The 13,249-nt window shown below is 32.3% G+C and carries 16 protein-coding genes and 1 pseudogene; 8 read left to right on the top strand and 9 right to left on the bottom strand.

The features are described 5' to 3' along the window. Window positions 1-50: 50 nt before the first annotated feature. Together QE431_RS08605 and QE431_RS08600 are read left to right on the top strand one after the other, a co-directional pair. Window positions 51-539, top strand: a complete 489-nt coding sequence (locus QE431_RS08605) for a GNAT family N-acetyltransferase (RefSeq protein WP_307295001.1) — start codon at window positions 51-53, stop codon at window positions 537-539. Beyond that, window positions 539-1,012 (top strand): MarR family winged helix-turn-helix transcriptional regulator, encoded by a 474-nt coding sequence (locus tag QE431_RS08600; RefSeq protein ID WP_307294999.1) that lies wholly within the window; start codon window positions 539-541, stop codon window positions 1,010-1,012. Before QE431_RS08605 ends, QE431_RS08600 begins: the two co-directional genes overlap by 1 nt. Window positions 1,013-1,014: 2 nt before the next feature. Here the strand turns inward: QE431_RS08600 and QE431_RS08595 are convergent, their stop codons facing one another. Then, the gene (locus QE431_RS08595; RefSeq protein ID WP_373428866.1) at window positions 1,015-1,374 is read right to left on the bottom strand and encodes a winged helix-turn-helix transcriptional regulator; all 360 of its coding nucleotides are present in this window, start codon (window positions 1,372-1,374) and stop codon (window positions 1,015-1,017) included. Window positions 1,375-1,479: 105 nt separating this feature from the next. Between QE431_RS08595 and QE431_RS08590 the strand changes: the two genes are divergently transcribed. From QE431_RS08590 to QE431_RS08580, 3 genes and pseudogenes are all read left to right on the top strand, one after another. Then, entirely contained in the window at window positions 1,480-2,112 is a 633-nt protein-coding gene (locus tag QE431_RS08590) for a nitroreductase family protein (RefSeq protein ID WP_307294997.1), read from the top strand. 260 nt (window positions 2,113-2,372) lie between these two features. Next, the gene (locus tag QE431_RS08585; RefSeq protein ID WP_057118314.1) at window positions 2,373-2,750 is read left to right on the top strand and encodes a hypothetical protein; all 378 of its coding nucleotides are present in this window, start codon (window positions 2,373-2,375) and stop codon (window positions 2,748-2,750) included. Between the two features lie 118 nt (window positions 2,751-2,868). Further along, window positions 2,869-3,315, top strand: a pseudogene (locus QE431_RS08580) (transposase); the annotation flags it as partial. Between the two features lie 150 nt (window positions 3,316-3,465). Here QE431_RS08580 and QE431_RS08575 read toward each other — a convergent pair. Further along, on the bottom strand, window positions 3,466-4,017 hold the full coding sequence (locus QE431_RS08575) for a hypothetical protein (protein ID WP_057118316.1): 552 nt from the start codon (window positions 4,015-4,017) through the stop codon (window positions 3,466-3,468). A 338-nt stretch (window positions 4,018-4,355) separates the two neighbouring features. On the opposite strand from QE431_RS08575, the gene QE431_RS08570 reads away from it, so the two are divergent. Both QE431_RS08570 and QE431_RS08565 read left to right on the top strand, forming a co-directional pair. After that, window positions 4,356-5,114, top strand: a complete 759-nt coding sequence (locus QE431_RS08570; protein WP_307294994.1) for an AraC family transcriptional regulator — start codon at window positions 4,356-4,358, stop codon at window positions 5,112-5,114. Between the two features lie 31 nt (window positions 5,115-5,145). Further along, complete coding sequence (locus QE431_RS08565) at window positions 5,146-6,345, top strand: NAD(P)/FAD-dependent oxidoreductase (protein WP_307294992.1); 1,200 nt, start codon at window positions 5,146-5,148, stop codon at window positions 6,343-6,345. A 45-nt stretch (window positions 6,346-6,390) separates the two neighbouring features. On the opposite strand, the gene QE431_RS08560 is transcribed toward QE431_RS08565, so the two are convergent. The 7 genes from QE431_RS08560 to QE431_RS08530 all read right to left on the bottom strand — a co-directional run bounded on the left by QE431_RS08560 (window position 6,391) and on the right by QE431_RS08530 (window position 12,443). Further along, a complete protein-coding gene (locus QE431_RS08560) occupies window positions 6,391-6,816 on the bottom strand; it encodes an MgtC/SapB family protein (protein ID WP_057119823.1) in 426 nt (141 codons plus the stop codon). 16 nt (window positions 6,817-6,832) lie between these two features. After that, window positions 6,833-7,246, bottom strand: a complete 414-nt coding sequence (locus tag QE431_RS08555) for a 3-hydroxyacyl-ACP dehydratase FabZ family protein (protein ID WP_057118319.1) — start codon at window positions 7,244-7,246, stop codon at window positions 6,833-6,835. Window positions 7,247-7,954: 708 nt separating this feature from the next. Continuing rightward, window positions 7,955-8,671, bottom strand: a complete 717-nt coding sequence (locus QE431_RS08550; protein WP_307294988.1) for a LytTR family DNA-binding domain-containing protein — start codon at window positions 8,669-8,671, stop codon at window positions 7,955-7,957. After that, window positions 8,671-9,840 carry a sensor histidine kinase gene (locus QE431_RS08545; protein WP_307294986.1) on the bottom strand — a complete coding sequence of 390 codons (1,170 nt, stop codon included), beginning with the start codon at window positions 9,838-9,840 and terminating at the stop codon, window positions 8,671-8,673. The genes QE431_RS08550 and QE431_RS08545 overlap by 1 nt, the downstream gene beginning before the upstream one ends. A gap of 29 nt (window positions 9,841-9,869) precedes the next feature. Continuing rightward, a complete protein-coding gene (locus tag QE431_RS08540) occupies window positions 9,870-10,607 on the bottom strand; it encodes a type II CAAX prenyl endopeptidase Rce1 family protein (protein WP_307294984.1) in 738 nt (245 codons plus the stop codon). 298 nt (window positions 10,608-10,905) lie between these two features. Then, complete coding sequence (locus QE431_RS08535) at window positions 10,906-11,292, bottom strand: DoxX family protein (protein ID WP_057118323.1); 387 nt, start codon at window positions 11,290-11,292, stop codon at window positions 10,906-10,908. A 137-nt stretch (window positions 11,293-11,429) separates the two neighbouring features. After that, complete coding sequence (locus QE431_RS08530) at window positions 11,430-12,443, bottom strand: zinc-binding alcohol dehydrogenase family protein (RefSeq protein WP_281865339.1); 1,014 nt, start codon at window positions 12,441-12,443, stop codon at window positions 11,430-11,432. Window positions 12,444-12,640: 197 nt separating this feature from the next. Here QE431_RS08530 and QE431_RS08525 point away from each other — a divergent pair, with 197 nt between their 5' ends. Beyond that, entirely contained in the window at window positions 12,641-13,195 is a 555-nt protein-coding gene (locus QE431_RS08525) for a GNAT family N-acetyltransferase (protein WP_307294981.1), read from the top strand. Window positions 13,196-13,249 lie beyond the last annotated feature (54 nt).

Genomic DNA, 13,249 nt, shown 5'->3' with positions numbered 1-13,249 from the left:
ATATGTAGTTAACTACGTAGTTTTGTACCTATATTAAATTTTGAAATACAATGCATATTAAGCCTATACAAAATGAGTACGAAAATGAAATCGTAGATTTGATTTTAAACATTCAGCAAAAAGAGTTCAACGTTCCTATTACAATAGAAGATCAGCCGGATTTATTAGAGATTGAGAATTTTTATTATAAACCAGGAGGAACATTTTTAGGTGCTTTTATAGAGGAGAAATTAGTTGGAACTATTGCTTTGGTAAAATTCAATTCCGAAGCGGGTGCGATTAGAAAAATGTTTGTCAAAAAAGAATTCAGAGGAAAAGAATTTGCCATTGCACAGCATTTATTAGAGCAATTAATTGCGTACAGCCAAGAAAATGGTATTAAAGACTTATATTTAGGGACTGTTTCTATATTGCAGGCGGCTTTGCGTTTTTATGAGAAAAACAATTTTGTAAAGATTTCTAAAGAAACGCTGCCAGTTGATTTTCCATTAATGAAACCAGATAATGTATTCCGCCATTTACAGCTAAACTCGAAGTAATGAATATAATTGACGAAATTGGCATATTAGCCCTATCTACACGACTTCAGCGTCTTAGTGAACAATTACGCAAAGATGGAGCACTTGTATACAAATCTTTTGATATTGATTTTGAGCCTAAATGGTTTCCTGTTATTTATACGCTTCATATAAAAGAAATGCTCAGCGTTGTAGAAATTGCCAGTGAAATTGGCTACAGCCATCCGTCAACAATTAGTCTGCTTAAAGAATTGGAAAAGCAAAAAATAATCAGTTCTAGAAAAGATAAATTAGACGAACGAAAAAGATTGATTATACTTACTGAGAAAGGAAAAGAGTTGATTTTAAAAATGCAGCCGGTATGGGATCTTATGAAAAATACCTTAAACGAAATTGCAGATAATCAAAATAATCTTTTGAAAGCCATCGAAGAAGCCGAACAAAAATTAGCCAATCAAGGATTTTTTCAAAGAATATCTGAACTCAAAAGCTGACATTATCCTCTTCCCGTAATCTTTTTTCGGTGATTAACTCCCCATTTTGCTAAAGAATCTATTACGTCTTTTAATGTATGCCCATATTCTGTCAGTTGATACTCGACAGTTATGGGTTGAGTTTTTAAAACAGTACGCGTAACCAATTGGTTTTCTTCCAGATTTTTTAATTCCCTGCTCAGCATTTTTCCCGAAATTCCTTCTACTTCTCGCAGCAAATCGGTAAATCTTAAAGTATTAAAACAAAGGGATGCAATAATAGAAATTTTCCATCTTCCGTTCAAAATATCCATCGCATCGTGCACTGCCATAATGTTTTGATTGCATGCTTTTCGATCGTGTTCTGGCTCTTTTATCATCATATGTTAGTAAGTTACCTCGATGTTACAGTTACTTTTGGTAATCAGATGACAAAAATACACTTAAAGTTTTTACATTTGAATGAAATTTTAATCAATTGAAAAAAAATGGCCTTAATAGATGCACTAAAGTGGCGTTATGCTACTAAAAAAATGAACGGACAAGTGGTTCCGCAAGAAAAAGTAGATTATATTCTTGAAGCTGCTCAATTAGCTCCTTCTTCGTCTGGATTACAGCCTTACAAGGTTTTTGTAGTAACAAACCAAGAATTAAAAGAAAAATTAAGAGGGGTTAGTTTTGACCAAAGCCAAGTTACTGATGCGTCTCACGTATTGATCTGGGCATCTTGGGACGGTTATAGCTTAGATAAAATTTCTGCTGTATTTGATAAAACTATAGCAGAAAGAGGAATTCCTGCTAACGCGATGGATGAGTACAAAGAGAGACTTTGGGGAATGTACGAACCTCTTGGACAAGAATGGCACGCAAACCATGCTGCAAAACAAGCTTATATTTCATTTGGTGTAGCTATTGCCGCTGCTGCAGAACAACAAGTAGATGCAACACCAATGGAAGGTTTTATTCCTGCTGAAGTGGATAAACTTTTAGGTTTGAGCGAACAAGGTCTTAAAAGCGTTGTAATTTTACCTCTTGGATATAGAGATGAAGCTAACGACTGGCTGGTAAACTTGAAAAAAGTGAGAACAGCAAAAGACGAATTTATTACAGAAATCAAGTAAAAAAATATTTTTTAGTTTGTTAATATTGCTTCTGAAATTGCATATATGCTTTTTCAGAAGCATTTTTATTTTAACCATTTTGAGTCAAAAATAAATTTCAATTCAACAAATCTGCAAAAACCACTTTTTACCGAGTACTATTTTTTGTGTTCCAAACAAAAATAGGTACAGAAAGCGGATAATTAAATAATATGTTATAATTATTTTTGTGGAATCCAAAACAATTCAATCTTAATTACAACACATTAAAGTCCTACATTATGTCAGATTTTTTAACCCAATTTGGTGAAGACCTAAAAAAAAACGTCCCAGGTTTTATCGCAGTTTCGGTAGCTGAAATCGCAAGTGGTATGTCATATTACTCTCAATCTGTTGTTGCAGATTTTGATCCAGAATTAGCATCGGCTTATAACCTAGAAGTGGTTAAAGCAAAAATGAATGCAATTAAGGCTTTAAATCTACAAGGTCAGGTTGTTGATAACATCATGATTACGCTAAGTTCTCAAATACACATTATTGACGTATCTGACAATCAGCTTTATTTTATTTATCTAGCAGTAGACTCTACTAAAGCCAATTTAGGAATGACTAAATCTATTTTAAATAAATATAAAAAAGAGATCGCGACAAAACTGTAGTACCTGTAATTTTTTGCCCTAAAAGGAATATTCACTATGAATGTTCCTTTTTTTTTACGTCAGATTTCGAACTTGTATAAAAGTTAATATATTTAGACAAAAAAAAGAAGCTGAAAACATGGAGCTGCGCGCCTATTTTGAAAAATACCCAGATGAAGCCACTTGTATAGAAGAGCTTAAAAATAAACGTTTAGAAAATGGGCTGACGTGCAGAAAATGCAGTCATGATGTTCATTCTTTTAGAAGAAATGATCTTAAATTTCAGTGCCGAAAGTGTGGCAATCGCATTAGTCTGCGCTCTGGAACTGTGATGGAAAACTCTAACTTACCCATTAGATACTGGATGATCTGCATCGAATTAATGACGCTGACGCATCGAAAAATTTCCATTCTTAAAATTCAATATTTGTTAGGACATAAAAGGTACGAACCCATCTGGCTGATGGTGCAGAAAATTCGTTTGGTAATGAAAATCAGGGATGAAAAGTACAGGTTAAGAGCCTACTCTGAATTCGACCCAGAATTCCTTCAGAAAATTGACAAAATGACTATAGAGAAGAAAAAAACAAAAAGCGCCTAATCTGAAGCGCTTTTTGTTTTTTCAATGTCAATGTCAACCATTAACAATCAACCATTAACAATTAACAATTAACAATTAACAATTAACAATTAACAATTAACAATCCACCATTAACAATTCACCATTAACTCAGCCCTATTTTTTCTTATTCTTTTTTGCTTTAGATCTTTTCGCTTTCTTCTTCGCGATTTTTTTCGCTTTAGCTTTATCCTTGGCTTTTTTGGCTTTGTCTTTCTTTTTAGCTTTAGCTTTTAGTTTTGCTTTTTTAGCCTTTTCTTTCTTTTTATCTTTCGCTTTTTCTTTTCTTTTAGCAACTGCTGCTTTTTTCTTTTTCAGTTTTTCTTTTTTCTCAGCTAACTGTTTTTTCTCTTTTTCTTTCATCTTTTTATTCTTCTTTTTGGTTTTAGATTTATCTCCACTTTCTTCAACTGATTCTTCATCAGTTTCTGATGATACTGCATCATCTGTTATCTCTTCTTCTTTTTTCTGTTCTTCAATGACTTCAACAGTTTGTGCTGTTTTTTTTGAAGACCTTTTAGTTTTAGTTTTTGACTCGGAATCACCTTCTGTAGAAACTGATTCATTTTCTGAATTTAGAGTGGGATTTTGCTCGTTTTCATCATTAGAGATAACTGGATTAACATCTACCTCTTGATCGACTTCATTCGTAAGTACATTTTTCGTCATTATTATCTTAATTTTTAAAATTTATTTTAATCAATTTTGAATTATACTAATTTTCAATGTTACCAAACTGTTAAATTAACATTAAAAAATAATAACCAAAGATAGATTGAAAAAGAGATTCGCCAATGTTAAGTTTTTCATCCAAACCAAAAATCAAATATAAAGAACTAATAATCAATATATTACCCAATGTTAAGTTTTTTATGTATAAATTTTAAAAGACAAACAAGCTTTTACAGGCCATTAAAAGCCTGTTCTATTTATAAAATTGAAGAACAATTTGTATAATTTCGTCTTTTGATAATAAGAAAACATCTATAATCATTGTTTCTATTGAAATGCACAACAAATTAGAATACAAATCAATTCAGCCTAAACAAGATCTTTCGTATTTTGTGGATAGCTTTTGGTGCATTCGTAATACGTCTGATAAAACTCTGGAAACAATTGGTCTGCCCGACGGCCGTATTGATCTATCTTTGCTTCAATCTCCTGAGGAATCTTTTAGAATTATGCTTCTTGGATTAGGGACGAAACAATATGAAAAAGGAAGAATTCCTGCCAACAGCCTTACCTTTGTTATCAGCTTCAAACTTCCTGCTGTCGAATATGTTTTTCATGAATCTATTTCAGATCTTTTAAATTCTGGAAAAAAATTAGAAAACAATTTCTGGGAATTCAATGAAAATGATTTAGAAGATTTTGAATTGTTCTGTGAAAAAGCCTCTCTTAAAATTGAGTCTTTATTATTAAAAGAAATAGAAACTCGAAAACAGAAACTATTCAGCCTTATCTATCAAACACATGGCGCAATGACGGTAAAAGAATTATCTGAAAAATCCAGCTGGAGCAGCCGCCAGATTAACCGTTATTTTAATACGTATTTTGGAATTTCATTAAAAGGATTCTGCTCTATCCTTCGTTTTCGTGCATCGCTGGAAAATATTGCAAAAGGAAAACTTTTTCCCGAAGAAAACTTTTCAGACCAGACGCATTTTATTAGAGAGATCAAAAAAATTTCTGGTTCTCTTCCTAAAGAATTATTCCAAAACAAAAATGACCGATTTATACTATTATCAGCTCTTTCTTCAAAATAATTTTGCGGTATAGATTTTAAAAAATCAAACTATGCTGTTACAAGATAAACAAACTGCCATTATTGGCGGCGGAATGGGCGGACTATTACTTGCCCGACTTTTACAAATGAAAAATGTAGATGTAAAAGTTTACGAAAGAGATCTTAATCAAGAAGTTCGAGTGCAAGGCTCTCCTTTGGATTTACATCAAGATTCTGGATTAAAAGCCATGAAACACGCGAATTTACTAGATGAATTTTATGCCAATATTCGTCCAAACGCCAGCAAAGCTCGAATTCTTGATAAAGATTTTCAATTGCACTTTGACGAACATAATATTCAAAAAACTGCTGCAACACAAATTTTAGGTACTGGCAAAAATTCACTGCAAAACATTTCAAAACCACGTCTTGAAATAGATCGCTCGGCGCTTAGAAACGTTTTATTGAACTCTCTTCAGTCAGAAACAATTAGCTGGAACAGTCAATTTAGTTGGATGAAAAGGGAAAATGATGGATGGAGACTGCATTTCAAAAACGGAATGAGCAATTATGCCGATTTAGTCATTGCTGCGGATGGCGCCAATTCTAAAGTTCGTCAGTATCTATCTTCAGAAAAACCTATTTATTCAGGAATTACCATGATCGAAGGAACCATTTACAACGCAAAAGAAAACGCACCAAACCTTTTTGAGTTTTCTAAAGGCGGAAAAGTTCTGGCTCTCGGTAACGAACAAACAATAATGTACGGCACAAAAGGAGATGGCTCGCTTATGTTTTTATTAAGCAGTAAAATTCCTGAAAATTGGATTAAAAAAAGTGATTTAAACTTTAAAGACAATGAAAAGATTTTTGAATGGTTCAATGAAGTTTATAAAGAATGGAGTCCGAAGTGGCACGAACTTTTTAAGAGTAATGAATTGTATTTTATACCGCGTCCGCAATATTATTTCCCTTTAAATCAAGCTTGGAAAACCCAAGCAAACCTAACACTGATTGGAGATGCGGCACATCGTATGCCTCCGTTTGCCGGTAAGGGAGCCAATCTCGCCATGCTTGATGCCCTGGATCTGGCAGATTTTTTAACGAATGATGAATTTATAGATATCAAAACTGCTATTTCTAGTTTTGAAAAACGAATGCTGGAAAGAGCTGCCAAAGCCACGAAAGAAACTCTAGAAAATGGAGAACAAATACACTCTAAAGAAGCTTTGGGTAAATTCATTTCAATATTCAAAGGAGAAAATTTATAATCTCTTGTACTAATACAGACTTGAAGCTTTAATTTAATTAAAAGATCACCCTTTCCTATTTTTCAACCAATTATCTATTGGTTCAATAGCAGTATTTATCAGAATAACTAAGAGCGTGCAAATTAAAGCCTCAATAAAATAACCAGATGCAGCGGTACTTCCTATAGCGGCGCTGCACCAAATTGTAGCTGCAGAATTCAAGCCATGTACATTATCACCTTCTCTAAAAATAACTCCCGCACCTAGAAAACCAACTCCCATAACCACCTGAGCAGTGATACGAGTAACATCGATGTTTGGTTCTGTTTCTGCAACTTTGATAGACAAAAGCACAAAAACTGCTGCCCCAATAGCAACAAGCGTATTTGTTTTTACTCCTGTTTCTTTGTGATGCCATTGTCTTTCAAAACCAATGGCTAATCCCGCAATTGCAGCCACCACAAGCCGTGTTAAGAATTCTGTTGTACTCAAGTTATATACTTTATAATTATTGAAGTTTAACACACATCCATTCGCCTTTTAAAATCAATTTTCCATCTGAAAACGCCTCTCCAGATTGTTTTATGATTTTTTCACTTACACGAATGTTTTTTACTACAAATTTAACGAGTTTTCCAAATTCAACACCTGCAAAAAATTCTATATGATCCATACTAACTAAACCAAAAACACCATCAGCAAGACCTAACAGCTTTACACCTGCACCTCCGCATTGTGCCATTGCCTCTATTAAAATAGTTCCAGGAACAAAATTAAAGTCTGGAAAACTCCCTTGAAGCCAGTTGTCTTTCTGGGTAAAAGTATTTAATCCGATAATTGTTTCAGGTGTGTAAGATATAATTTCATCAACAAATAAAAATGGGGCTCTGTGTGGAATTAGATCTTCAATATTTCGACTCATAATTTGTAATTTTCAACAATTTACGAATCTGATCTGAAATAGACAATTTTTTAAATTATATCTCCTTTTAATACCAGTTAAAATCGCTGGCAAAACTTCCAAAAAAAACAGAAAAATCTAATTGAATTTTAGCAGTAATTGAATTTAAATTAACAATTTTGGCACCAAAAGAGAATTAACATCAGCGTTAGCATCGGTATTTTTAATATTAAACTTTTAAATTAAATAATAATTATTTAATATTTAATAATTAGATACTTAAACAAACATTATAGATAAAATTTATAGCGAAAAATCACTTATAAAAAGTGATTTTTATATTATAAGTTCATTTTTTGATCTTAGAAAAAGAAACTAATCTACGCCATTAATCCAAGTTATTCCCTCCCCATCATTCAGCAATAAATTACAATAATAAATTAGACAAAAAACCTTCTGTCAGTTTTAAAAGCCACTTCAAAACTAAAGAAATGCTTGTTTAATAATTTTTACATGCTAAAAGAATATTAAACTTCGTAATTAGCTCAATGCTAAACCTTCTATTGGCATCTATTTTAAAACCAAATATATTAGTAAATTTAAAAAAACAAATATCTAATTACCAATAAATTAAACAAACTTATTTAAACAAAAACATTACAATAAATTTAGTTTAGATAAATCAACATTTTTTGCGTTATGTAAGATATAAATTTATGTCTAGCTGCTTTACTTTATGGTTTTAATTCCCAATAATTGATATAGATCGTCTTTTTTATTCAGAGCAGTCGAAATTGTTTTTCCGTCGATTAACTCCACTACATTTCCGTTGAGGCTTCTGACAGCTTCGAGATTTAAAATAAAAGAACGCTGTACGCGAAAGAAGGCTGGAAGCTTCAAAACGTCTTCCATTGCTTTTAATGTTCCTAAGGTGATGTAAGAAGCGCCATTAATTACAAATTTTAAATAATCGCCCTGCGCCTCTACATAAAGAATTTCATTGAGCAGAATCTTGATCAGTTTTCCTTCTGATTTTATAAAAATACGATCAGAATTGATTTGATGCACTGAGGTTGTTTTCTTTAACGAAAGATATTCTTTTGCACGATTGACCGCTTTTAAAAAACGATCAAAACGAACGGGTTTTACCAAATAATCTGCTGCGCCGGTTTCAAATCCGTCTAAAGCAAAATTGCGATGTGCCGTTATAAATATAAGGACTGGTGGATTTGTAAGCGATCGTACCAATTCTAAACCTGTTAATTTGGGCATTTCGATATCACTAAAAATAATATCAATAGTATTTTCCTCCAGATATATTAAGGCTTTAGAAGCTTCGCCAAATGAAGCCTGCAGCTCCAAAAATGGAATTTCGCTGATAAAAGATTCTATAATATCTCTCGCAATTGGTTCGTCATCAACGACAATGCATTTTAAGTTTTCCATTACTTTCTTAAAACTATTTTTAGATCGACTTTAAAAGACAAATCTTGTTTTTTAATTTCTAATTTATAATGGTTCGAATATAGGAGCTCTAATCGTTTACGGGAATTCTCTACTCCTATTCCACCAAAATTATTAACCGCAGGACTTTCTTCAAAATCATTTTCTAAAGAAAACCAAAAGGTATTGTTTTCAATTTTTATATCCAGCTTTACAAATGCCTTTTTAGTGCTTTTTAAGCCATATTTAAAAGCATTTTCAATGAAAGTAAAAGTCAAAAGCGGTGCGATAAAAAGTCCTGCTGTTTGGTTTTCTCCTTCAATATTTACCTGAATATCTTTATCATCGGCATAACGCATTTTTTCTAAAGCGATGTAATTTTTTATAAAATCCAATTCTTTTTCCAGACGAACGATATCTGTATTAGATTCATACAAAGTATAACTCATAATATCAGACAAATTCAGAATTAATTCTGGAGCGAGATTGTCTTTTTTAACTGTAAGTCCATACAAATTATTCAAGGTATTAAACAAAAAATGCGGATTAAGCTGTGCTTTCAAAAAATCTTTTTCAATTTGAATATTCTGAATTTCTAAAGCTGTTTTTTCTTTCTGAATTTGAAATTTTTTATTGTAAAGCCTTGTAATTTCAACTAAAATTTTAGCAAAACAAAAAGGCGAAAGAAGCGAAATAATAATGATTGTCTGCGAAAGCATTCTTTTTAATGAAACTGCCTCCAAAAAGGTCTGTTCTGCGCTCATTTTAATTACGCCTTTTAATTCGCCAAAAGTAATTTCCAGACCTAAGGTATAATAAAACAAGGAGAAAAAGTATGTTGCTGCCATCCAGACAAAAATCGAAAGCGGAAAAAGTGTTAATAAAAGAATTATAATTCTGGTTTTGTTTCCCGAAAAAATCTTGGGGAGCAGTAGATAAAATAGCATATAAAATACAATGATATTTACTGCTGCCATTCGGAAAGTTAGAAGAATGGCATCAAAATAAACCAAATGATATCCAATTACATAACTCAAAAAAAGTAAAATAGAAAACCCCAGCCACATGCAAATGTGCATTAAAACCCGATTTCTTTTAGTAAAAAACTGATCAAAGTTTAAAGACACAAGTTTGTCTAAAAAATATCCTGAAGTTGTTGTGGTATTTGGCATAATTGTAAAGCAGTTTCAAATATAACTTTTTATAAAATTCTAATAACTGCATTGATTAAATTAATTATGTTGTGGCCAAGGATTGAAAAGATTAAATTCCCTGAAAAAATCCTAAGAACTCCTAAACTAAAAGAAGAGATTAAAGTAAGATACGCAATTGTAATGATGTCAAACTTTAAATGAAAATCCTGATTTAAAACCGCGCCGTGCGAAACGCCAAATAAAATGGTAATAATTATAAATGACCAGCCCAATTCGACACCACGGTAATTCCATTTTGGAGCAAAAGCCTTATTTAAAAGCCATAGCGATATTCCTCTAAGAGCAATTTCTTCTGTTAATCCAGGCATTGTCGCTTGAAAAATAAAAGTTTCTAAATCGAATGTTCCTCCTTTTGGAAACAATATCAGTTTAAAAACTATGTCAAATAATGTAAAGCCAATAAACATCAGTAAGCCAAATTTTAAAGTGGTTTTTAGATTGGTTTGAGCAGTAAATCCGATTTTGATTCTTTCTTCTTTTGAAACTGAAAATAGTATAATTAAAGATAAAACTAAACTCAAAATTTTTCCTGACCAATTGAACTTTAATCCAAGGAAATCTAATGGCAACAGCTCTTTTCCGTAATGCTGCAATAGCATATCGCTAAGAAAATAAAGAACAAAAAACGCTAAGTATTTATAATTTGTTTTTTCTGTTTTGAAATGTGCAATAACAACAAAAGGAGAAATTAATAAGATCCAGAGAAGCGGTGATAATGGTGACATAATTTTGATTTTTAAGGTTTTAATTTTAATCAAAAGTATATCGAGAGTATATCAACTAAAAGTCTGATCGGTAGAAATAGTACTTTTCTCCGTGAAAACATTCTTTCATACGATAAGAGATAATGGTTGGTGGTTGGTGGTTGATGGTTGATGGTTGGTGGTTCGTAGTTTGGGGTTCGTGGTTTGTGGTTTGTGGTTGATAGTGATCTTTAATTTTTTAATTCATAATTTTTAATTTTTAATTCACAAAAAAAGCCCTAAACTTTAATTTAGAGCTTTTTATATATTTTGTTTGAGTTTAGTCCCAATTATTGGTTTTCGAAACTGCGTATTTGCCAGCCCCAGTAAAAAATAATGCGATTGCACCTAAAAGATAAAGCATTAATAGTTCATTAGCATAACCTCCATGATCACTTATAGAGAAAATATCTTGTGCATGTGCTACTGCAATGGCTGTTATACAATTGATGGCAAAAATAACCGCTGCAATTCTAGTTCTAAATCCTACTAAGATAGCAATCGGAGCTAAAACTTCACCAATATAAACAGCATATGCAAATGTTCCCATGTTTTCTACAAGGAAAGAAATTCCATGAAGGATTTTTGAAACTCCGTGAAAAAGCATTAATCCACCGATGCTGATACGTAATACTAATAATCCTAAGTCTGTGTTTTTTGAAATCATAACAATTTAGTTTTGGTTTAAAATTTACCTGCATTTTTGACTTGCAAGACAACTAAAATACAAAATTTTGTTAGGTTTCAAATTTATTATTTAAAACATTCTACATAACTATCTCCAGCTATCTTAGTGCTTATTTTTTAAAATTTAATTGCAATTTTTCCAATCGTTTTACCCGATTCTAAAAGCTGATGTGCTTTTTTAAAATTGTCAGCAGTTAGTCCGTTTAGTGTTAAATTTAAAGTTGTTTTTAGCACGCCTTCATCTAATAAATCAGCAACTTTATTTAAAATATGATGCTGTTCGATCATGTCTTCTGTTTGGTACATCGAGCGTGTATACATTAGTTCCCAAGAAAAAGAGGCACTTTTACTTTTCAATTTGTTTAACACAACAGGATCACTGCTTCCAGTAATCGAAGCGATATGTCCTTGTGGTTTGATCAATTCTACCATTGTATCCCAATAGGCGTTGGTGTCTACAAAGTCTAAGATAAAATCTACATTTTCAAAACCAGCTTCGCGGACAGAAGAAACCAAGTCTTTGTGATCTACTACAAAATCGGCGCCCTGCTGTTTGCACCAGTCAATTGTTTCTGGACGAGACGCTGTTGCAATAACGGTTAAACCTGCAATTTTCTTGGCCAGTTGAATTGCAATCGAACCTACTCCTCCTGCTCCTCCAATGATTAAAATTGATTTCCCTTTGTCTTTTTCTTCGCTGATTCTAATTCTGTCAAATAAAATTTCCCAAGCTGTTAAAGCTGTCAGCGGAATTACAGCCGCTTCCTCGATACTTAGTGATTGTGGCTTTTTGCCAACAATTCTTTCGTCGATTATTTGATATTCTGCATTACTGCCTTGTTTGGTAATATCTCCTGCGTAATATACTAGATCTCCAATTTCAAATAGTGTAACTTTTTCTCCAACTGCCTGTACAATACCAACAGCATCCCAGCCAATAATTTTGGGTGTTTCTAGAACTGTATCTTTTGCACTGCTCTGACGAATTTTAAAATCTACTGGATTTACCGAAACTGCATCGATTTTTATTAATAAATCGCGATCACCAGGTATTGGCTTTGACGCTTCAAATTCGATAAAACTTTCTTGATTTTCTATGGGTAGTGATGACTTGAATCCAATTGCTTTCATGACTTAATTTTTTTTAATTAAAGTATAATACAAAGATAGGTCTAGTTAAAAATGTATAATTGGTATATTTTGATACAATATCGGTAAAATTTCTGCAATAAGGATTTTGTTTCACTCAAATTTGGGAACAGAAAAGAAGACTATGCTTCTATGTCTTTAAATAAAGCCTTAAATTTGCTTATTAAAATTCTTTCAAAATGAATATCAGAAAAGCCGAAAAATCAGATGCAGAAAATATTGCTCCAATTTTATTATTAGCAATGGAGGATATCATTTATAAGTTTATTGCAAAAGAAGATTACGCTTCCGCGAAAGATTTTCTGCTGCACTTTATTGAAAGGGAAAACAATCAGTATTCTTATCAAAATTGTTACGTAGCAGAAGAGCATAATGAAATCATTGGCGCGGTAAATGTTTATGATGGTACAGATTTAGAAATATTAAGAATTCCAATAATTGAATACGTTAGAAATCATTATAACCCGATATTTGATCCAGAGTTTGAAACCCGCGCAGGAGAATTCTACATTGATTCGCTAGGCGTTAATCCGAATCATCAAGGAAAAGGAATTGGTTCTAAAATACTTCAGTTTCTAATTAAAGAATATGTTTATACCAAACGACAAACATTGGGTTTATTGGTTGAAGAAGATAATCCGCTGGCAAAGAACCTTTATTTAAAACTCGGTTTTAAGATCGTGGGAGAAAAAACTTTAGTTGGCAAGAGGCTTGAGCATCTTCAAATAAGTTAGGATAGAGTAACCTCTATCCTTTTTTTATGCATTTTAACGATTATTTCGAACAAT

Origin of the sequence: Flavobacterium sp. SORGH_AS_0622 (assembly GCF_030818825.1) — a bacterium.
Taxonomy (GTDB): Bacteria; Bacteroidota; Bacteroidia; order Flavobacteriales; family Flavobacteriaceae; genus Flavobacterium.
The sequence above is the reverse complement of the archived record's forward strand: the minus strand, read 5'-3'. Positions and strand labels throughout refer to the sequence as shown.